This window comes from Pseudomonas sp. 30_B (genome assembly GCF_017491605.1).
Classification (GTDB): Bacteria; Pseudomonadota; Gammaproteobacteria; order Pseudomonadales; family Pseudomonadaceae; genus Pseudomonas.
The window spans coordinates 1-569 of record NZ_JAFGYY010000125.1 but is presented as its reverse complement, the minus strand read 5'-3'; the positions used below and the strand labels follow the sequence as shown (position 1 = coordinate 569).

At 50.8% G+C, this 569-nt stretch carries 1 protein-coding gene; it reads left to right on the top strand.

The annotated features are described in order from the left end of the window. Window positions 1-569, top strand: a 569-nt coding sequence (locus J5M67_RS27540; RefSeq protein WP_207888557.1) for a hypothetical protein, incomplete at both ends; no start/stop codon positions are given.

Sequence of the window (569 nt, the reverse complement as noted above, 5' to 3'; positions counted from 1 at the left end):
ATTTATAAGTTTGTCTATAACCTGACCGTTGATGCTTGGCGCCATTGCGGAGATCAGGGTGAGGCCGCAGAAAATGCTTGGTTTGAGCAACATTTGCCTGAGTGGGACAAGCACGGCCTGTTTCTTTCTATCTTGCCTTCACGTCGAGACACCGCCAACCATGCTCTTGCACATATGTTGACGCGCCGGTTCTATGAGATGCAGGCAGGCGCGGAACTTGAAGATTGCGCCGCACTGGATGCGCAATCAGCGCCACCTATTATTCAGCGCAATGTTGCGCGTACTACTGCATTTGTAGATGAGATCAACAGAGAATTACAGCTGGTCAAACGCATGCAAACATCATCGCCTTGGCGGGCCTTGCAAGATGAGCAAAGCTTCTGGGTGATTAGCCAAGTGGCGCAGCATTCAGACATCAGCACACGAGCCAAAGAGGCCGCTATCCAGCGATTACGCGAGCTGGCAGCTACTCCACCTCAAACCGTACAAGTCATTCTTCTTGAGTTGAATAGCTATCTGAACGGTGACCGCAAACACTGGTCTAGTGATACGCGCATAAAGGTTCAAGC